The organism is Streptomyces sp. NPDC093089 (assembly GCF_044754405.1).
Taxonomy (GTDB): domain Bacteria; phylum Actinomycetota; class Actinomycetes; order Streptomycetales; family Streptomycetaceae; genus Streptomyces.
The window spans coordinates 21,743-41,301 of the sequence record NZ_JBIVPA010000025.1 but is presented as its reverse complement, the minus strand read 5'-3'; the positions used below and the strand labels follow the sequence as shown (position 1 = coordinate 41,301).

The 19,559-nt window shown below is 70.6% G+C and carries 14 protein-coding genes; 6 read left to right on the top strand and 8 right to left on the bottom strand.

The annotated features are described in order from the left end of the window. The first annotated feature begins 91 nt into the window (after positions 1–91). Together ACIQFX_RS38060 and ACIQFX_RS38055 are read left to right on the top strand one after the other, a co-directional pair. The gene (locus ACIQFX_RS38060) at positions 92–1,009 is read left to right on the top strand and encodes an NADP-dependent oxidoreductase (protein WP_402472935.1); all 918 of its coding nucleotides are present in this window, start codon (positions 92–94) and stop codon (positions 1,007–1,009) included. A gap of 303 nt (positions 1,010–1,312) precedes the next feature. Next, complete coding sequence (locus tag ACIQFX_RS38055) at positions 1,313–1,702, top strand: DUF4267 domain-containing protein (protein ID WP_402472932.1); 390 nt, start codon at positions 1,313–1,315, stop codon at positions 1,700–1,702. Between the two features lie 204 nt (positions 1,703–1,906). Here ACIQFX_RS38055 and ACIQFX_RS38050 read toward each other — a convergent pair whose 3' ends face one another. After that, positions 1,907–2,380: a hypothetical protein gene (locus tag ACIQFX_RS38050; protein ID WP_402472930.1), complete on the bottom strand. Its 474-nt coding sequence runs from the start codon at positions 2,378–2,380 to the stop codon at positions 1,907–1,909. 535 nt (positions 2,381–2,915) lie between these two features. On the opposite strand from ACIQFX_RS38050, the gene ACIQFX_RS38045 reads away from it, so the two are divergent. From ACIQFX_RS38045 to ACIQFX_RS38035, 3 genes are all read left to right on the top strand, one after another. Beyond that, on the top strand, positions 2,916–3,920 hold the full coding sequence (locus ACIQFX_RS38045) for a trypsin-like serine peptidase (RefSeq protein ID WP_402472927.1): 1,005 nt from the start codon (positions 2,916–2,918) through the stop codon (positions 3,918–3,920). Further along, a complete protein-coding gene (locus tag ACIQFX_RS38040) occupies positions 3,910–8,919 on the top strand; it encodes a trypsin-like peptidase domain-containing protein (protein WP_402472924.1) in 5,010 nt (1,669 codons plus the stop codon). Before ACIQFX_RS38045 ends, ACIQFX_RS38040 begins: the two co-directional genes overlap by 11 nt. A gap of 113 nt (positions 8,920–9,032) precedes the next feature. Continuing rightward, positions 9,033–10,223, top strand: coding sequence for a hypothetical protein (locus ACIQFX_RS38035; RefSeq protein ID WP_402472922.1), 1,191 nt, complete (start codon positions 9,033–9,035; stop codon positions 10,221–10,223). 301 nt (positions 10,224–10,524) lie between these two features. On the opposite strand, the gene ACIQFX_RS38030 is transcribed toward ACIQFX_RS38035, so the two are convergent. The 5 genes from ACIQFX_RS38030 to ACIQFX_RS38010 all read right to left on the bottom strand — a co-directional run bounded on the left by ACIQFX_RS38030 (position 10,525) and on the right by ACIQFX_RS38010 (position 15,888). Further along, entirely contained in the window at positions 10,525–12,636 is a 2,112-nt protein-coding gene (locus tag ACIQFX_RS38030) for a trehalose-6-phosphate synthase (RefSeq protein ID WP_402472919.1), read from the bottom strand. Between the two features lie 143 nt (positions 12,637–12,779). Next, positions 12,780–12,998, bottom strand: a complete 219-nt coding sequence (locus ACIQFX_RS38025) for a hypothetical protein (protein WP_402472916.1) — start codon at positions 12,996–12,998, stop codon at positions 12,780–12,782. A gap of 788 nt (positions 12,999–13,786) precedes the next feature. Further along, positions 13,787–14,254 carry a DUF2199 domain-containing protein gene (locus ACIQFX_RS38020; protein WP_402472992.1) on the bottom strand — a complete coding sequence of 156 codons (468 nt, stop codon included), beginning with the start codon at positions 14,252–14,254 and terminating at the stop codon, positions 13,787–13,789. A 301-nt stretch (positions 14,255–14,555) separates the two neighbouring features. Next, positions 14,556–15,080 carry a VOC family protein gene (locus ACIQFX_RS38015; RefSeq protein WP_402472914.1) on the bottom strand — a complete coding sequence of 175 codons (525 nt, stop codon included), beginning with the start codon at positions 15,078–15,080 and terminating at the stop codon, positions 14,556–14,558. A gap of 367 nt (positions 15,081–15,447) precedes the next feature. Beyond that, positions 15,448–15,888, bottom strand: coding sequence for a VOC family protein (locus tag ACIQFX_RS38010; RefSeq protein ID WP_402472911.1), 441 nt, complete (start codon positions 15,886–15,888; stop codon positions 15,448–15,450). A gap of 362 nt (positions 15,889–16,250) precedes the next feature. Between ACIQFX_RS38010 and ACIQFX_RS38005 the strand changes: the two genes are divergently transcribed. Next, complete coding sequence (locus tag ACIQFX_RS38005; RefSeq protein WP_402472910.1) at positions 16,251–17,405, top strand: MFS transporter; 1,155 nt, start codon at positions 16,251–16,253, stop codon at positions 17,403–17,405. A gap of 301 nt (positions 17,406–17,706) precedes the next feature. Here the strand turns inward: ACIQFX_RS38005 and ACIQFX_RS38000 are convergent, their stop codons facing one another. After that, the gene (locus tag ACIQFX_RS38000) at positions 17,707–18,987 is read right to left on the bottom strand and encodes an MFS transporter (protein ID WP_402472990.1); all 1,281 of its coding nucleotides are present in this window, start codon (positions 18,985–18,987) and stop codon (positions 17,707–17,709) included. Between the two features lie 29 nt (positions 18,988–19,016). Then, complete coding sequence (locus ACIQFX_RS37995; protein ID WP_402472907.1) at positions 19,017–19,556, bottom strand: ArsR/SmtB family transcription factor; 540 nt, start codon at positions 19,554–19,556, stop codon at positions 19,017–19,019. Positions 19,557–19,559 lie beyond the last annotated feature (3 nt).

Sequence of the window (19,559 nt, the reverse complement as noted above, 5' to 3'; positions counted from 1 at the left end):
TACGCACTTTCAAGTGCCTTCTTACGGGCGGAGGTTAACGAAACCAGCATGGGTCTCGGAAGCGATCACCCCACCGCAAGGGAACAAAGCCATGGGTGCTGCCACTTTCCGTACCGCCGTCGTCCGCGTCCCGAACGGGCCCGACTCGATCGAGGTCATCGACGTTCCCGCCGTCGAGCCCGGCCTCGGTCAGATCCGCGTCGCCATCGCCGCGGCGACGGTCAACCCCACCGACCTCGGCGTGGCGGCGGGCTTCTTCCACGCGATCGGGCTCGTCCAGCAGCCCGAACACACCGGTTTGGGATGGGAGTTCGCCGGTGTCGTGGACGCGGCCGGGCCGGGCGTCGACCTGACCGTCGGCACCAGGGTGGCCGGCCTGGTGGTCGGCTTCGACCGCGACTACGGCACCTACGCCGAGCAGATCGTGGTCGCGGCGGCCGATGTCGTCCCGGTCCCCGACGGGTTGGACCTGCTGGCCGCGACCACGGTCCCCCTCAACGGACTGGCCGCCGCGCGGGCCGTCGACCTCCTCGGCGACGCGCCCACCGGGGCCACCCGGCTGCTGGTGACCGGCGCCGCGGGGGCGGTCGGGGCGAACGTCACCGTACTGGCCCAGGAGCGCGGCTGGCGGGTGACCGGGCTCGCCCGCGCCGGCGACGAGGAGTTCGTCCGGGGCCTCGGTGCCGACTTCACGGCCCAGGCCGAGCCGGAGTGGGACGCGGTCGTCGACGCGGCACAGCTCAACGACCGGGCCGTGGAACTTGTCCGCGACGGCGGTGCCTACGTCGGTCTCCGACCCGGCCTGGAACCCCCGACCGAGCGCGGAATCTCCGTCACCTCCGTGGTCACCGCCTCCGACCCCACCCGACTCGCCGGCCTCCTCACCCGCGCCGCCGCCGGCGTCCTCCCGACGCGCGTCCACGCCGTCGTGCCCCTGGACCGGGCCGCCGAAGCCCACCGGGCCACCGCCGAGGGCGGCCTCCGCGGCCGCTACATCATCTGCCCCTGACGAGCCCGACGCCGAGCACTCGGCCGACCGCGGACACAGGGCTCCGCCCATCGGCAGCCTCGAATACGGGGGAGACGAAACTGACGAAGCCGCTGCCCGCTCGCCGCTACCAGCAATGCTCCTGAGATGCCTCCGCGATGCCTCCGCGATGCCTCCGCGACGGCTCCGCGACGGCTCCGCGACGGCTCGCGAGGCGATGCGACGCCCGGCGCGAATCCCGTAACGCCCTGCTCCACCCTGTCCCGTCCCAACCCCGCCCTCCCCTGCCCTGCCCTGCCGTACGACAACTTCAGGAGACCCGCCATGACCATGAAGCGCTTTGCCACCACCCTTGCCGTCCTCGGTGGCCTGTTCCTCCTCTACACGGGGGTCAGTTTTCTCCTGGCCCCGCAGGCGACGGCCGAAGGGTTCGGGGTCCCGCTCCGGCCGCAGGGCGGAGGGGAGGGCTTCCTGATGGTCAAGGGAATGCGGGACATCGGCTTCGGCCTGGTTATACTCGTGCTGCTGGCCGGGCAGCGCAAAGCGCTCGGGATGGCGATGGCCGCAATGGCCGTAGTCCCGGTCGGCGACATGACGATCGTGCTGAGTCACGGGGGCCCGGCGGCGACCGCGTACGGAGTCCACGGGCTGGCTGCGGCGGTGGTCGCCGTGACTGCGGGACTGCTGCTGCGCGAGCGGTCGGCGGCTGCCTGAGCCCCGTACGGAGTGAAGTTGGCCCGAGGTGCAAGGAGACGTGGGGCCGGCCGCCATCCCCTGTGTCGGGCCGTCGAGCGGGGAGCCTGCCTCGGCTCCTCCAGCCTCGGTGGAAGGTAAGGAACGGAAGGGGCGTCGGGTCGGAGGCCGGCCACTGCATCGGCAGCAGCTGCCGGACCCGATTCTGAGCGCTGTCAGCCCGCTCTATCGAACTGGCCCGCATTCGTCGACGATCACGTTCGGCTCCGACAGGAAGACATCACGGTCGACGGGGCCGTAGGCGATGTTGAAGGTGTCGAGCCAGTACGACCAACCGCGGATGCCCAGGGCACTGCTGAACCGGTGGTTCAACTGCCAGCGGACCCACTGTCCGGGAAGCAGGCGAACTGCCGGGGGCCTGCGCGGTCGAGGCGGCAAGCCGAAGAGCGGCTCCACGCGAGCGAGTACTCGGAGCCGATCGCCTTCGTCGCGCAGGCTGACACCGATCTCGCGAAGGTCCTTCTGGTTCGAACGCGGCTCGAAGCCGTCGTGCTCGTGCATCTGAACGAAGTGGGCAAACCCGGAGGAGACCTGAGGGATCGAGAAGCCGACCGGCGCCGCGTTCCTGCGGGCGGCGGCCTCCCCGCCCCGAGACTGCTTCGTCCAGGACGTCCTGATCCACTGCACCGTGATGTCCATGTCCGCTGCACCTGCCTTTCCCCGAGAGCTTACGGTCAACACGTCTCGGTTCATCGATGCCGGTGTGCCTGGATCCGCCAACTGCAGCCGCTCGCCGTCTGGACGGTTCCTTGCCCCATATGTCATCCGTTCGAGCTTTCCTCCTGACCTGCTCGCCGTGGAGCTCGCGAAGGCAGCGGGCGAGCTCTTCCTCCGCCGGGTTGAGCCCGGTGAGTGCGGCCAATCCGCGTGGCTGGTTGGCTCCTCTTGGTGATGGTGTCAGCGGCACGAACCTCTCCCCGCGGAGGACGGGAGCCGAGGGCGGCGATCCACCGCCCTCGGCTCCACACCACGGGGATCTGCCGCCCTCGGCCCCACACCAGTCACCGCGTGGAAGACCGCCTACCCGACGAACTGCACTACCCAGCCCGGACGTTCGTGCAGCGCGGACCAGGCCTTCAGGAACACTCCCGCGCCCCACGAGCGCCCTCGTATCATCCCCTTCAGGGATCGCGAACGCCGTCCCGTCGACCTACCAGGGCCAGGGGGCCGAGTCTTGGACTATAGGCAACTGTTCTCCGACGACGAGGTGCGGCAGGAGTTTCTCGACCGCTTCGACGAGATCGCTGCGGGTGCGACAGCACTCGGCGGGTTCGAGGGCATGGACGGTGGTCTCACGGTCGACCGGGCCGCCGAGGTCGTGGAGCGGATGGCCCAGGGGGACTGGGTGTCCGGCGATTCGGGCTTGGAGGCGATCATCGAGCGCTTCGCCCGGCCGGTGCACCTGGTGCAGCGGTCGACGTTCCGGCTGCCGCCGGACGGTCGTCCCACCAGTGCGCACGTGACGGCGCGCCTGGAACGCGCCCGTCGGCCGCTGGAGCGGGCGATCCCCAGTGTCGGCCGTATCGACCTGCGCAACCACCGCATGCAGTGGGCGGGAACCGGATGGATGGTCGGCCCCCGGCTGGCCGTGACGAACCGTCATGTCGCGGAGGTGTTCGCCAAGCAGGCCCAGTCCGGGGCGGGCGCCGGGTTCGCGTTCAAGCAGTCCTGGACGGGCAAAGCCGTGCGGGCCGAACTGGACTGGTACCAGGAGCACCAGCAGCCGGAGGAGTCCCGGTTCAGGGTCACCGAGGTCGTATGGATCGAACCGGACGGGAGCCACGACGTGGCCCTGCTGCGGATCGGCGCGACCGATGAGGACGGTGGCAAGCCGCCGCCGCCCATCGAGCTCGACACCTCCGGGGCGCGCACGGGCCGCTGGGTCGGGGTCATCGGCTATCCGGCGCGTGACTCCCGGGCCGACCCCGGCGACCAGCAGCGGATCTTCGACGGTGTCTACGACTGCAAGCGGCTGGCCGGTGGGAAGCTCACCGCGGTGCAGGGCAAGGACGTCGTGCACCACGACGCCACGACCCTGGGCGGAAACTCCGGCTCGGCCGTGATCGACCTGGACTCCGGCAAGGCGGTCGCCCTGCACTTCGCAGGCGAGGCCGGTCAGCGGAACGTGGCCGTGCACGCCGCGGCCGTGGCCCGGATCGTCCGCGCGCATGGCCGCTGAGCACGCCGCCCCGCCGGGCGACGGGCACGATGGCCTGGACCCCGCCGGTGCGGCGTCCCCGGCGGGGGAGGGGCCTGGCGGGCGCCCGGCCGGTGCCGAGGCGTCCTCTCCGGGGAAGGGGCCCGGCCTGGAGGAGGACGGGGATACGGCTTACGAGGCCGGGCTGGAAGTCATCACCCGGGCCGGCGCCGGGCTGGTCGACCCGGCGGACCTCATCCGGGTCCTGCGCGACATGATGGCCCGGGTCGCGCGCGTGGAGATCGGCGGTCGCCCCGTGGGGACGGGCGTGCTGGTCGCGCCTGACGTCCTGCTAACGGCCGGTCACGTGCTGGGGACGGTGCAGGAACCGGGGATGCTGCCGGACGGGATGGAAGCGCGGTTCGGCTTCGTCACCCCTTACGGTGACGGCGAGGTCGCACCCCATGAGCGGGGAATGCGGGCGCGGTTGACGGAGCTGCTCGTCTCCAGTCCTCCCACCGAGGCCGAACGGAACGCCTCCCCTCTCGCCTGGGACGCGTCGCCGAGGCACCTGGACTACGCCCTCCTGCGGCTCGGCAGACCGATGGCGTACAGTCCTGCGTCCCTGCCCTCCGGATCCGGCCCCCGAGGGCACTACCTGCTCGAACGGGAAACCTACGACCTCTACCACGCGAATCTGCTGTTCGTCGTGCACCATCCGCTCGGCGAGCCGGTGCGCGTCTCGTACACAAGCGCTCCGGTGGTGGTGAACGACCAGGGGACGAGGATCCGCTACCAGAACGTGAACACCACGCCCGGGTCGTCGGGCGGCCCGATCGTGGATCTCCGGGGCCGGCTCGTCGGCATCCACCACTACGCCGCGGGGGCGGTCAACCAGGGCGTTCCGGCCTCCATGATCGCCCGGGCCGTGGCGATGAGCCGGCACGCCGGGATTCTGGATCCGAGTCCACCGGCACCCGCATGGCTGCTGAGCGGTGCCGCCCCCGCCGGGACACCGAGCGGTGCCGCACCCGCCGTCATGCTGAGCTGGGTGCCTCAGGACCGGTCCTGGGCCGACCTCGTCCACGACGTCCTGGCGGCCTCGGGGCATGAGGTGCTGATGGGCCCGTCCGTCGACCGGCCGGGGCACCGCACGCTGCGGGAGCACGTGGACGGTGGCGGGAAGGTCCTCGCCCTGGTCAGTCCCGCCTATCTCGCCGACCCCGGCATGACGGACGAGCGTGACCACATCGTCCACGACTTCGACCACGCCAGCGCGCCGAGTCGCCTGGTGCCCGTACTGGTCGAGGGCGAGGCCTCGGGAAGCCTCGCGCTGCTGTCGCCCGTGGACCTGCGTGAGGCGCACGTCGCCCCCGGCACCGGGCATCAGGGCCGTGACCACTTGAGAGAGGCCTCCGCGCGGCTCGCCTCCGCCCTCGGCGCCTCGCCGTCCGCTCCGGCGGGGCCGCCGGCCCCCGCCTCCCGCGAGTCCGTCCTCGGCTTCCGGCCCGGCGACCCGCTGCCCCGGCTGCGGCTCCTCAGCGACCGTGCGCGCAAATCGGCGGGCACCGTCTCGGGCACCGTGTTCGCCGACGGCCAGGAGAGCCAGTTCGCGGCGGGCCTCTACGTCACCCGCGACCTGGAGGAGGAACTGCTCGACCGGCTGGACACCGACGCCCTCACCCCCCTCGTGGTGGTCGGGGAGGCCGGGTGCGGCAAGACCAGCATCCTGTGGAGCCTGGCCCGGCGCCGCTGCGGAACGGACACCGGGGAAGTCTTCTTCCTGAAGGCGACCTGGCTGGTCCCCGGGCCATCCGGTCCCTCTCGGCCGTCCGGCCCGTCCGGAGGCGCCAGGGTCGACCCGGACGTGCTCGTCGAGGCGATCGGGCAGGCCCGCGCCGACGGGCGGACCGTCACGGTCCTGATCGACACCGTCGACGTGCTGGTCAACAACGAGGGCGACTGGGAGCGGCTGGTCACCGTCGTGCACGCGGCGGGAGACGCCGGTGCAACCGTCGTCGTGACCTCCAGGGTGTCCGAGGCGGCCGAGCTCCCCCCGGAGTGGGGGCGGCTGCCGCTCAGCGACTACGCCACCGACACCGGGACCGGCCCGTACACCACGAGCGAGTTCGAGCGTGCCGTACTGGCGCACAGCAGGTTCTTCACGAACGACCCCCAGGAGAGGGAAGACCTGATCAGCAGAATGCTGGCGATCGTGGCCCGGGACATCTCCCTGCACCCGTTGTGCCTGCGCCCGTTGACCCTGCGCATGCTGTTCGAGATCTACACGCCCGGTCAGGTCCCCGACGTGGTCGACACGACCGGCCTGTACGAGACGTACTGGGACCACCGGGTGACGTGCGACCGCCGCTCCTGGGACCCCGGCGGCAACGCTTCCGACCACGACCGCGACCTCGGTGGTACGGCCGTGGCACTCGCACTGGAGATGCTGCGGACCGGCCGCCCCGAGGCGTGGATCGACCGGGTCCGGCGGCCGGCGGATCTCACCGCCGCGCGGCTGAGGGAGGAAGCGGCCCTGCTGGAGAAGCGCGGGGTCGGGCACGTAGCGAACGGCGTCTTCCAGTTCTTCCACCAGACCTTCTTCGAGTACGCCGCGAGCCACGCCCTGGTCCACGGCCGGGGTGCCGCCGGGCTCGGCGCCCTCGTCGAGCGGCTCCAGGCAGCCGACGGCGAGGACTACTTCTCGCTCGCGGTGCTGGAGCAGGCATGGCTGTGCGCCGACCGGACGCAGGACGCCGCCGACGCCGCGGCGGAGACGGTGGGCAAGCTCCTCAAGACCATCTGCGACGACCTCGACGAGGAGCGCACCACGGTCCGGTACGGTCTGCGCCGCGCGGTCCTGTCCGTCTGCGCCCAGAGCTCCCTGCCGACCGAGGAGATGCTGACCGACCTGCTGCGCATCCTCCGCTCCCCGAGGCTGACGCTGCCGGCCCTGCGACAGTTCCTGGAACTGCTGCCCGCCCCGGGACGCGCGTACGAGCCCCGCGACGCCGACTGCCTCAAGGCCGCCGCGGCCCGCACCGACAACGCCTGGCTCGCCGTCCTGGAAGTACTCGACCGGCTGCTGCCCCGCGACCCGGGGGAGGTCGTCGACGCCGTCCGTACGACGGGGCTCGTGGAACGTGCGACCGAAGGCGGCCACGTACTGTCCACGCGGGGCGAGTTCGCCGACTTCCTCGTCCGACTCCTCCCCGCGCGCCCCTCGGACGCCTTCCCGCTCGTCAGGTCCGTGGTGCGGGCCGCACTGGCGGCCGAGAACCACCAGTACGCGGCGGACGTCCTCTCGCGCATGGCCGCGTCGAGCGCCGCGCACACCGAACCGCGCCGGTGGGCCGCCTGGGCGGACGACCTGCTCGGCGACACCCGCGTCGTCTCGTCCGCGCTGATCAAGGCCCACACCTCCGTCCAGCTGCCCGCCCTGCGCACGCTCACGTTCCCCGAGCTGGTCGACCGGCTCACCGAGCTCGCCCCCCGGCTGTCGGCCGCCCCCGGCCCGACGACGGCCGACCGGTCCCTCCTCGGCGGCCTGCTCACCGCCGCCGCGGACGTGTGCCCACCCGACGCCGACCCGGCAACGCTGATCGACCTCCTCGCCCAGGTCACCCGCAGGGAGCAGGTCGCCGACCTGTCCCGCGGCTCCCTGGTGCGCCTCGTGGACTCCGACAACCCCGTCGGCCGAGCCGTGCGCGACCTGTTCGTCGACTGGCTCGTCCAGGGCATGCCGATCGCCGACCGCGACGACAAGGAACTCGTGCACATCCGTGCCAAGGTCGCCCGGACGGCCCTGGAACAGCTGGACCTGCCGGCCCACCGCGTCGCCGACGTGGCCGGCCGCGCGGCCGCCGCCTGGCAGGCGCCCGACGGCGACCCCGTCCAGGTCTGGCGCTCGACGGGATGCCTGCTGTCCCTCCTGGTGCGCGGCGCGGTCGCCGGTGTCCCCGAGGCCGCCGCGGCACTCGACGAGCTCCCGGGCGGGTTCGCCGTGAGGGGGCCGGACGTCACGGCATGGTCGGAGCCGTACAACAAATGGCCCGCGGACGCGGTCGAGGCCGGCATGATGGTGGACCTGCTCGTCCGCATCGGCGAACTCCGGCAGGCGAAGACCATGCTGGTCAACGGCGTGGCACTCGACGCCGCCGCACTCACCCACCTCACCCGCTCGGCCCTCGGCACACTGCGCGCCGCCGTACCACCGGTCCGTCCCAGCACGATGAGCCACCCGCTCCGTACGAAACTGAAGGCCCTCGCCGAACTGCTCGTCGTACTCCGGCGGAGGGGCACCGCGCTGGATCTCCCCTGGACGGAACTGGCGGGCTGGATCGACCGCGTCACCGAGCCACTGGCCCAGGGCTGGCTGGTGGAACTCGTCGGAGCGGGGCTCGAGCGGCGCGAGTACCCGCCCGCCGACGCCCTGCGACTCCTGCGCGCGCAGTGCGGCGCAGACGGCACACTGGACGGCGAGAGCGAACTGGGCCGGAAGGCCCGCCTGTGGTGCGTGTGGTGGTACAGCGTCCACGGCGCCGCCTCCGACATCCCCGAGGCGCTCCGGCTGGCCTTCCACGAACCCGTCGACGCCCACACCGTCATCAAGGTGAGCAACTTCGCCTTCCTGGACCGGCGCGACACCCCCCTCACCGAGGACGAGTGCACCGGCCTCCTCCTCGACGTCGGCCGCCGCCTGCGCACCAGCCCGCTCGGCTCGGGGCGCCGCAAGGACATCGCCAAGGCATGGCAGGCGGCGATGTGGTCGTTCGTCCCGAGCGCCACCCCGGACACCCAGCTCCGCATCATCCGCGAACTCCCCTTCCTGGACGACCCGTTCGCCGCCAACCTCCTCCACTGCGTCCCGGTCAACCGCACCCCCGAGCTCCGCGCCGCCCTCGGCGGCATCGCAGCCCGCCCCGACCTCGGCGCCCGCCTCCAACGAGCCGTCCACCAGATCCTGGACCTGCACAAACGCCACTCCTCGGAGGGCGGCTGGCCCACCCTGTTCGCGGACCTGGCCCGCGCCGGAGCGTGAAGGCCGCGCAGAAGCGCGATGCGCGTCGCTCCAAGCACTCGATATTCGACGGCGCTCGGCGTCGGCGGGCCGTAGGGTGGCGCGCCGATGCAACCTGGTGGCGGGGGAGACACGTGCGGTCTGAGGAATGTGTGGAGTGGGAGCGGGACTTCCCCGTCCGGTATCTCCTGGTGCAGGAGGACCTCGGAGATGAGGACGACGTGCTGTGGGGGCGGTGCGCTGACGTCGAGGGCCTGTTCATGGACCCGCCTCCGCTGCCGCGGGAAGTCCTGACACTGCGCGGCTGCCCGCGCGAGAGCGTATTGGCCCAGGCCGTGGCCGACACCGGCGAGCGGACACGGCTGCTGGGGGACGGGACGCTCTCGCTCGAGCCCGCGGATCCCTCGGTGGACGGACCGCCCTGGTTCTGGGACCTGGAGGACGCAGCCGTCCTGGCCCAGTGGCCCACGCGCGGAGACGCCGATCGCGTGGACATCGCCGTGGGTGTCGGCGTCAGGGAGGACTGCTACCAGGGCAGCAAGCGGCTGCTTTCGAGCCCGAGGTTCGAGCTGTGGTTCCCGTCGCTCCGGGAGGATGCCCCGTCCGCCAGCTGCCGTTCTGTCGACGGCTTGTTCACCTCGCGCCCGCTGCGGCCGAGCCCGCCCCTCCACCTGATCGGCTGCGAACCCGCCGAACCGCTCCTGACCCTGCTCCGCCGTCCTCACTCGCGGAAGGGCGATTCGGCAGCGCTCTGGTGCCTCGACCGCCATGGCCGGACGATGACCGGCCATCGCCTCGACCTGCACACGGTCGAGGCACGCCCGTCCGTCCTCGGCGGAACCCTGATCGACGTCACCCTCACCGATCCCGGCGACGACCGCCCCACGCGGGCCGCCCGGCCGGTCCGGGAAGTCTGGTACGAAGGCGTGCCCACCCTGACCGATCAGTGGGCGCGGTTCGACGCCAAGGGCCGGTCCGAGTGGCTGGACCTCACCCGCACCGGCCCCTACGGAGCGGACGGCCTCTCCGGTGGGACGTACCACCTTCACGGAGAACACGTCACGGACGCGATCAGCCTGCTCCTCGCACTCGGGGAAGCCCTGCTCGGTCCCGGCGCCAACTACGGCCGAGACCTTGATTCGGTGAAGGACCATCTGGGCGGTGGACCCTCCGTCGTCCCCCCGTTCACCCTCGTCTGGCACCGCGCCGACGTCGCCCGCCGCGCCCTCGCCGGACACGTCCTGGACCACCGCACCGGCCAGTCCTACTTCGACGTCACCGTGCACCTCCTGCGCGAGCACGGCGTCACCGTAGTGCTCCGCTGACGCGGACGACGACCAACTCTGGACGGGACCCGCGGCCACACTTGGGCGCTCAGCATGCACGTCCTTCCGTGACTATGAGAGCGGGGCCATGCCTCCCGGGGGCCGTCCCAGGACGCTCCGGACGTCCCTGGGGCGCCCGTACGGCGAGGAACGAAAGCCTCCGTGCTTGCCGACATGCCACGATCCGGGGCATGCTGAAGATCAGTTCTGCCCTCTCCGTAGGCGGACTTCTTCCAGCCGCTGCTCGTGGCCCGAGCGGCACGTAGGTGATTCCTCGCGCCCGACGCGGGGACTGCTGACTTCAGCCGACCTTGGCCGCCTGCTCGGTTCGGGCGCGGATGTCGGCGAGGACGTGTGCGGCCTGCGAGGGGGTCCTGGCGTGGTCGATGGCGTCGATGCAGGCGCGGGCCCACTCGTCGGGGGCCGGGATGTCGAGCAGGCTGTGCAGCTGGTGGATGTGTGCGGTGCGCTCGTGTACGGGCATGGCCAGCGCGGTGCGCAGGGTGGCGACGAGGTCCTCCGCGCTGTGGGGGTCGGTGAGCAGGGCGGCGGATCCGGTGTGTCGGGCCACTCCCGCGTACCGGGACAGGACGAGTGTCCCGGGGCGGTCGGTGGCGTGGTGCGTGGTGACGTACTCCTGCGCGGTGAGGTTCATGCCGTCAGCAAGGGAGGTCACCCAGAACACGTCGGCGGCCAGGTAGTGATCGACGACCTCGGGAAAGTCGAGGTTGTGGGGGATGTAGTCGACAGGCTGCCAGGCGGGTGTGGACCAACGGTGGTTGATGAGCTTGATCGCTGCTTCGAGGTCCTCCCGGGTGGTGTCGTAGGCCTCGATGCCGGGTTCCGGAGGCGGACAGATCAGACGGTACGTCACCTTCCCCTGGAGCTGCGGGGTCTGTGCCAGGAGCGCGTCGAGCGCGTGGATCTTGTGTACGGGGGCTTTGGCGTAGTCGAGCCGTTCCACGGACAGGACGAGCTGGACGTCGCGGTCGCTGTCCCGACGAGGATGACTGACGCGTGACTTGGCCACCTCCGCCACGGCGTGGCGGTCGATGCCGAGGGGATGCACACCCAGGCGTGGAGCCGGCATGGCGGCGGAGGCGAACAGTCGGCGGAAGTTGTCGGCGTCGTCCGCGGTGTGGAAGCCTGCCCAGTCCAGGTGCGCCAGGGACGCGATGAGCTGCTCGGCCGCTGGTATGCGGAGGAAGACCTCGGGTCGGGGGAACGGCGTGTGGTGGAACAGCCCGACGGCCAGGTCGGGGCGCTGGGACTTAAGTACCGCCGCAACGAGCCACAGGTTGTAGTCGTGCAGCCAGACCGTGCCCCCTTGCGCCGCGAGAGAACCGATGTGACGGGCGAAGGCGACGTTGACCCGCTCGTAGTCGGACCAGTGATCGGGAAGATCACGGATCAGGTCGGGCTGGGACATCAGGGCAGGCCAGAGAGTCTCCTTGCACACGCGATGGAAATAGCCCGTCCACCGCTCGGGACTCAGCGGCAGGAGTGAGAGCGGCACGCCGGCCGCCGTCGCGGCCGTCGCGGTCGGTGCCTTCTCGCCCGTGTGGGCTGCCGCCCAGACGGCGTTCAGACGCTCGTCGGTCAGCGCGCTCCGCAAGGTCGGCAGGATTCCGTTGGGGCTGCACGGCGCATGCCAGCGGCCGTCTACCCACCGTACGGGAGGACGGTGATAGCCGACCGTCACCGACCGACAGTCCAGCCAGCCCAGACGCTCCATTCCCTCCAACACCGCGGCAGCGCCGTCCCACACTGAGTGATGGACCTCCTCCCTCACCGGAACGGCCGCGGCCAGGGCCACTTCGGCATTCGCCACGACGACGGCGTGCGTGCCTCCGGAGAGCATCGACAGGTCGTTGAGCGAGTCCCCTGCCGCGAGGACACCTTGACGCGGCCAGCCCATGCCGCGCCTGAGCAGCTCCAACGCGTTCCCCTTGCTCGCACCGGCCGGCAGCACGTCGAAGAACTGCCCCGAGGAGTACGTCCAGGAGCACCCCAGCTCCTTGACCGCGCACCTCAGCGCACCGGTGAGACCCGCCGGATCCAGATGGAACGAGCACCGGCCTTCCTGCGCCACGCCGTGCTGATAGACAAGCTGCGGGAAAGCACCCAGCTTTGCCCGTACGAGCTCCGCGCCCGGCCACCCCTCACGTAGCTCCTCCTCCAAGTCCTCCACGTGCAGCATCCGCGGGACCTCGATGACGCTCGCACCCACGTCCGCGATGATCCACTGCGGCACCGGTACGAGCGGATCGTCACGCAGAAGAGCCTGCACGGAGGCGAGACTGCGCCCGGTGGCGAAGACCACCTTGATCTGCGGGTGCCGGGCCAACGCGTCGCGCAGGCGGCGCCGTTCCTTCGGTTCGCCGCCGAGGAGGGTGCCATCGAGGTCGGTCACCAGCACCCTTGCCGCCGAAACTGCTCGCCGGTCCATCGGAGTCTCCCTTCACCACTGCCCACCACGCCACCGCGTGGTTGCCGTGCTGCGGAAATCGGTCGGTGGCCCTTCTCTTCTCCGAGCGGATCTCCCCGAGTGGGATCTCACCAAGCGGGATCGTGGGTGACCGGGTCCAGGTCCATGGGAACGGCCTCGTCGCCGGCTTCCTTCGAATCCTCCGACGCCTGCCGGCAGTCTCGTATCGCCTCTCCGAGCAGTGACTCACGAAAGTCGTCGCTCTCCAGGAGCCGAGTGATCAGACCGTCGGGAGCGTTGCGCGCAGCTTCCACGAGACGTTCGGCGGCAGGCTCATGCGGTGCCATCTAGACCTCCAGTTTCACCGAGGCAGCGCGTCGAGCTGCACGGTCCACCGCCCGCCCGCTGAGCAACGGGGACGGAGCACGAGCGCCGGCTTCAGCAGGCTCATCTGCTGCTGCTGTTGTGCGGCGTCGGCCTGATGCAGTGCCCGTACGTACGCGTACGCGACAAGCCAGGCGATGCGCCACGGTCGCCACCCGCCCCACCGACAGGCGGGTGCGGCTCGCTGTCCAGCACCAGGCGGTGTCGCCTGGATGAGAGCCCCGGAAGGGGCGACGTAGGGTGATGCCTCGTCGACGTCGACGTCGGCACGAGCCCAGCGGGCCTACCGCTGCAGGACTGCGCGCGACCTCACCACACTTACATCGGCCATGATCGCTCTCGCTGCCGTGGTGTGCGTGGTTCTAGCGGCCATTGGAGTGAGGGGCCGGGACCGGGCAGAGGAGTGAGGTCGCCGTCCTCGCCCCCTTCTCCCCGCGTCTGGTAGTGCGGCCGATGAAAGTGAACCGACAAGATCGACAAGGCGAAGCAGCAGCAGGTTGGCGCGTGTCGGCGGCTGGGTGCCATACCTGGGCGTTGGCGCCGCAACAGGTCAGTGGTCGGTGGGTGTCCAACCCGGGAAGCGTGGTGTTCCGGCTGTCAGTGGCCGCCGAGGCCCCATGCGTCGAGTTCGCCGTGGATATGGGCTTTCATGCAGCGGGGACGTCGAAGCCATTGGCTTCGGCGAAGTGCCGGGCCCGGCGGGTCAGGCCTTCCGGCGCGCGAGGGGTCAGCGGCACTCCCGCATCCCCCGTCACGGTTGCTTCCTGCCGAGGGAGGGGTGAAGCATCGCCGCGGCGATCTCCCCTACCCGGTCCCGGGTGATTCCCGTGCGCTGTTCGACGGCGAGGGGATGGGCGGTGGGCTCGAGTTCGACGAAGGGGCGCTCGCCGACCGGCCGGGTGTGGACGTGGGTCTTCAGGTTGAGGGTCGTGGGCGAATAGGCCGCGAGGTCAGTGGTGAGCCAGCCGAAGTAGGGCTCCTCCGATTCCCGGCCCGCGGTGTCCCACAAGTCCGCCGCGCGGGAGAAGTTCTCGCGGCTGAGCGAGACCCAGACAGCCCAGGAGAACACCTCGTCGCTGCCGATGACGGGTATCTCGATCAGCCCCTTCACGAAGTAGTGCTGAGCTCCGATCACGCACTGGTCCGACGAGAGCAGACAGCCGTCCGCATCGGCGAAGGCCGGATCCCACACGGCCGGGGCCTCGGCCGTGTGGTTCATGGGCAGCTCGGGGTGGTGCGCCCCGCAGCACGAGCAGAGGAATCCGTGATCGCTGGTCATGACGTGGAGCCTAGGGCGTGCCGCAGACGGGCTTGTGCGGCAGGTCGGGACACCGCTGCCGACGGCCCGACACACCTATGGCGGGCCGCGGCTACGAGTGCGACAAGTACCGGCGCCTTGTCGAGACCCCGCCTGCCAAGAGCTTCGAAGCCTCGCCACAGCCATGCGCGCCGGTCGCACTCAACTCCCGCTGCCGACAGTCAGGTCGGAAGCCGACCTCAGGTCAGGTCGGAGGCTGATCTCAGTCGGTGGGGCGCTGCGGGGCACTTGCCACCCCTGAGCTCCGGCCACTCAGCGCGGCATCCAGGGTCTCCTGCGCCATGCGCATCGCTTCGGCGTACTTCGGCTCCGACATGCGCTGCCAAGCCCGGTCCGGTGCGACGTCCTCGACCCGGCTCGTCACCCACCAGATGTTGCCGAAGGGATCTCGCACCCGGCCGCCGCGATCCCCCCACGCGCTGTCAGCAACCTCGGTGATCACCTGTGCCCCGTGCACGACCGCGGCCGCCATGGCGGCGTCCGCGTCGGGGACGTAGACCCGCAGCAGCGAGGGCATCACCGGCCAGTCGGGCCGTCGGTCGAAGGCCAGCACAACCGTGTCGCCGACGCGGATCTCGCCGTGGCCGATGCTGCCGTCCTCGACCGGCACCCGTGCAAGTTCCTCGCCGCCGAACGCGGCGGTGATGAAGTCGAGCAGTGCGCCGGTGTCATCGGTGACCACCCACGGTGCAACGCTGGTGTAGCCCTCGGGTGTCGTGTGAGTCATCGGTCCCGTCCCCTCGTGTGGTCCTGGCCTTCGCGATGTGACGACCCTAGGGCCCCATTAGGACAGATCCGGACCTAGATGGCGGGGTCTCGTGTCCTCCGCGGAGTGTCGCGAGGTGCGGCGCGCGTATCACCTGGTCGGGGAGCACGGGGCGCGCTTCGGTGTCCTCGGGTTTATGAGGCCTGTACTCCCGTATGGGCGAGAGGTCTGCTGGCGCTCGCTCTACCCGGCAGCTGTCCGGCCGGCCGGGAGGGAGGGGCCTGTCGGGTGAGCGCTGCGAACCCGGTGAACCGGGTGCAGTCCGGGCCGAGCGGTCCGGGCCGGGCCGTCCGGTTGCTCGCGGGTCGGGGCCGTCGGCGAAGGATCGTCAGCTGATCTGCTCGGCCAGGGCGACGATGATGCCTGAGGGCCCGCGGAGGTAGCACAGCAGGTAGATGTCCTCGTACCGTGCGACCTCGCCGATGAGTTCGGCGCCATGGGGCCGAAGGCGGGCGATGGTGTCGTGGATGTCGTCGACGGCGAACATCACCCGGTGCAGACCCAGCGTGTTCGGCGGCGGGTTGTGCGCGCCGTCCCGGATCGCCGCGGGGGAGTGGTACTGGGCGAGCTCCAGCTTGCCGTGACCGTCCGGGGTCCGCATCATCGCGATGTCGCTACGGACTCCGTCGAGTCCGACCGCCTGATCCGCGAAGAGCCCCTCGATCGGCCCCTTGCCCTCGACTTCCATGCCCAGCTCGGTGAAGAAGGCGACGGCGGCGTCCAGGTCTTCGACGACGATGCCGACGTTGTCCATCCGCTGAAGCGTCATGACGGTTCTCCCTCTGCGTTACGCGGCCTTAGCGGCCTTAGAGGCCACCGGTATACCGAAAGGCGGACGGGCAGCCCGTTCTCGACACCCGAAAAGCGGCTGAGTCGGCGAGATGAGCCCGCCCTGTCCCAACGGGCAGGAAAGGGGCGCCACCCAGTTACGGGACAGCCTTAGCCGGAATCCGACATCACCCTTGCAAGGCAACGGTGATGTCGGAGATCTGCCAGCCATTTCGTGATGCGGCCTGCTGGACTGATCACGAAACGCGCTGCCTTTTCACAGGACGGAATGCCATGCAGGCCACAGGCCGGTCCACCACCGCTTCACTCGATGGCACACCCTTACTTCCGCGGTCCCCGCTGATGGGGTGGCTGGCCGTGGTGTCGGTGATGCTGGGGATCTTCGCCATCGTCACTACGGAGATCCTGCCGATCGGGCTGCTGACCTCGATCGGATCCAGTTTCACCGTCTCGGACGGGATGGCTGGACTGATGATGACCATGCCGGGCTTCCTGGCGGCGATCGCCGCCCCGCTGGTCACCGTGGCCACGGCACGCCTCGACCGCCGGCTGATGCTGTGCGTCTTCATGCTCTTGCTGGCGCTGGCGAACTTTCTTGCCGCCGCGGCACCCGACTACTGGCTCGTACTGACCTCCCGGGTCATGGTCGGGGTCACGATCGGTGGCTTCTGGTCGATCGGAGCCGGGTTGGCGGAGCGGCTGGTCCCGCCGGCTTCGGTCGGCAGGGCGACTGCTGTGATCTTCTCGGCCGTACCGCTGGGATCCGTGCTCGGCGTGCCGGCGGGCACGCTCATCGGGGATCTCGCTGGATGGCGCATGGCCTTCACCGTGATGGGAGTTCTGACGGTCGGCGTACTGGTCATGCTGCTCTTGTTCGTGCCGCCGCTTCCACCGGTCCATGCCACACGACTGGGCGTGCTCAACGGCATGCTCCGCAGCGCCGAGACGCGCTTCGCGCTCCTGCTGACGTTCCTCGTCGTGCTGGCTCACTTCGGCACGTACACCTACGTGACGCCGTTTCTGGAACAGGTCACCCACGCCGGCAGTGGTGTGATCACCACATTCCTCCTGCTCTACGGCGCCGCCGGCATCCTCGGCAACTTCCTCGGCGGCGCCCGGGTGGCCGGGTACCCGCGGATCGTCCTCGGGCTCGCGGCCGCCCTGATCGCCGCAGCCACCCTCCTGCTTCCGGTGCTGGGCCGAGGGGAGGTCGGCGCGGCGATGCTGCTGATCGTGTGGGGCGTCGCGTACGGTGCCGTGCCCGTCGCGTCGCAGACCTGGTTCTTCAAGGCGGCACCGCAATCCCCGGAAGCGGCATCAGTCCTGTTCACCGCTTCTTTTCAAGCGACCATCTCGATGGGCGCGCTGGCAGGGGGAGTCCTCCTGGACCGCACCTCGCCGTCCGCGGTCATGCTGCTGGGTGGTTGTACGGCCGTGCTGATGGTCCTGGTCGTAGGAGCCCGACCCGTCGGGCCGGACGGCAGCGAACGGTCCTGATGACGCAGAGATTCGCCCGCGGATCTCTGTCGAACGCACGACCAGAGCAGCAACCGATGTCTCCTCCGCCATGCGGAGGGGACATCAACCTCGGGGAGGAGCCGTGACTGTCCCGGCTCGAGCCCTACCCCTACCCCTACTCACTGTCTGAGCTCCACTTCGACGCACACCAGTACGACGCCGAAGTGGCTCGCGCCGAGGGGGACCGCTGGTGGCAGGTGTACGCGTAGCCCGCTACGACTCGTGTCGTCGTGTCGTCGTGTCGTCGTGTCGTCGTGTCGTCGTGCCTTCGCGGCAGGCGTCACGACGGGCCGGGTGCGCTCTCGTGGACGCGATCCTCGGATGCCTGGTGGTCGGGACCGGCTTGACTGTCGGCCTGGGCGGCGCGCAGTGCCGCATCGACCTTGCGGTTGCTGGTCATGGATGCCGTGACGGCCGTCATCGTCAGGAGGAGGAAGCCGGCGGCGTATATCGGGGTCCGGATGTCGTAGGCGGTGGCGAGCGCGCCGCCGAGAACGGCTCCGACGGGGGCGGCGCACATGGCGAGCATGCGGGAGGTGGAGGCGACCCGGCCCATGAGGTGGCTCGGGACGATCGCCTGGCGGAGGGAGGGCGCGAGCACCATCGTGGCGCCCATGCCGGCTCCGCAGACGGCGAGCGCGAGGCCGGCGGCGTACGGGTCGGGGGCGGAGGCCAGGCCGAGGATGGCGAGCCCTTCGACGGCGGCTGTGCAGGTCAGCGCGGTGCCGGTGCCGAGTCGTCGGCCGAGGAAGGAGGCGATGCCCGCACCGAGCAGGCCGCCGGTGGCTTCCGCCGTGAGGAGCAGGCCGAAGCCGTAGGTGTCGATGCCGAGGTGGTCGTGCGCGAAGAGGGCGAGGACGGCCTCCACGGCGAGGAAGGCGATGTTCCCGACCGCGGGGCGGAGCGCGAGCCCGAGGAGCAGCTGGTTCCGGAAGACGTACGAGGCGCCGGCTTGCGCCTGACGGAGCAGTGAATCGCGGACCTCCGGCACGGGCCGGGGCACGGCGGGCAGCGTACGTACGAGCAGTGCGGAGAGGAGGAACGACACCGCGTCGGCGAGCAGCGGAAACGCCCGTCCGAGCGCGAGCAGCGCACTGCCCGCGGGCGGCCCCGCGAAGCCGGACATGGCGGTCTGGGCGCCGCGCAAGCGGGAGTTGGCCCGCTCCAGGAGCGCGGGGTCGCGGCGGAGCAGATCCGGCAGGTAGGCCGTGGCGGCCGTATCGAAGAAGAGCCCGCCGAGGCCGAGCAGGAAGGCGACGCCCGCGAGCAGCGGAATGCTCAGGACGTCGAGCACGACCGCGCCCACCGGTATCGCGAGCAGCACCGCACGCGCCGTGTCCGTGACCCACATCGTGCGCCGACGGTCCCAGCAGTCCACGAGCGCACCGCCGAGCACACCGAAGAGCAGCCACGGCAGCGTCCCCGCGGCCGCGACGACGGCGAGCGCCATCGGATCCCGCGTCAACGTCAACGCGAGCAGCGGCAGCGCGGCGTGCGTGACTCCGTCACCGAGCGAGGAGATCGTCTGAGCGGTCCACAGCCGTCCGAACCCGGCCGGCAACTTCTGGGCTTCCTTCGGGGCCACTTCGCTCACTTGGAGCCCCCGTCCGCCTGCCCGCGCTGCGCCGGCCGGAACAGCGCGAAGGCGAGGGACACGTCCGGCAGCGACGGATCGGACAGCTCCCGGTACTCGTCCGCCAGAGCGTCCAGGCGCGCGCCCAGTTGTGCGAACTGCTCCTCGGTGAGCCGCAGATGCGCCATCCGCACGTGCCGCTCGCCGTCCGCCGGCGACGCCTCCAGATCCGCCACCACGTGCCGCATCAGCAGGTCCGGCCCTCCCTCGCCCGGATCCGGCAGCACGATCGCCCGCGCGGCCATCGCGTAGTACCGCTCGGTGACCCCCCGTACCTTCCGCGTCCGCACCACCTTCACCAGGCCGGCCCGCTCCAGCAGCCGCACGTGGTAGCTGGAACTCCCCTTCGCGAGGCCGACCCGCTCGGCGATCTGTGTGATCGTCGCCGGTTCGAAGCGGAGCACCGCCATGATCCGGTGACGCGTCAGATTGGAGACGGCGCGCAGCTGCTCGTCCGTGGTGACGTGGAACGTCTCGGGAAGACCGTCAGTAGGCATGCG